Source organism: Halorubrum rutilum (genome assembly GCF_042665015.1).
Lineage (GTDB): Archaea > Halobacteriota > Halobacteria > Halobacteriales > Haloferacaceae > Halorubrum > Halorubrum rutilum.
Genome location: NZ_JBHTBL010000010.1, coordinates 94,351 through 94,910, shown reverse-complemented (window position 1 = coordinate 94,910; position 560 = coordinate 94,351). Strand labels below are relative to the sequence as shown.

Here is a 560-nt window from a genome sequence, read left to right as displayed (position 1 = left end):
ACGACCACGGCTCACATCAGATTTCCGCTTACGCCGGAGCGCAGGGGGCGAAATCCTCATCTTCGCGGACCTGATTGTACCCTTCGAGGGGTCATAAACCCATCGAAGCGTTCCGGGTCCAGCGAAACCGGGCCGAGTTGAACGGCCCGAGTTCGCGGATGCGTTCTTCGCATTAGTCACGATGCCCGGGTCGTATTTAACCCCGTCGAACTATCGACGCCACGTCATGCGGTTTCATGCCGGAGAACTGTGAACGAACCCACAGCTACGCGGTGGGAGTTCCAAAAAGATCGAACGACGTCGCCGACTACTCCTCGTCGATGTACTCAATTCCCTGCTTCGACACGTTGGCCTTCGTGATGTCGTCGAGGTCGTTGAGCCAGAAGTCGTCGTCCGCCTCGTCGACTTCGGGGGCGCTGTCCTTCCAGGCCCAGCCCTCGTACTCGTGGACCTTTTTCGTCCCCTTCTCGCGGAGCCGGAGCGTGGTTCGATCCGCCTCCTCCTCGGAGGGAGCGGGGTCGAGCGTGCGAGCCGCCTTGAGCGCGGCCTGACGAGGCATG

At 61.2% G+C, this 560-nt stretch carries 1 protein-coding gene; it reads right to left on the bottom strand.

Annotated features, from left to right (window positions below):
- Positions 1–307: 307 nt before the first annotated feature.
- Positions 308–560 (bottom strand): non-histone chromosomal MC1 family protein (locus ACFQMF_RS11400; protein ID WP_379791996.1); only part of this gene is annotated, 253 nt, incomplete at its 5' end.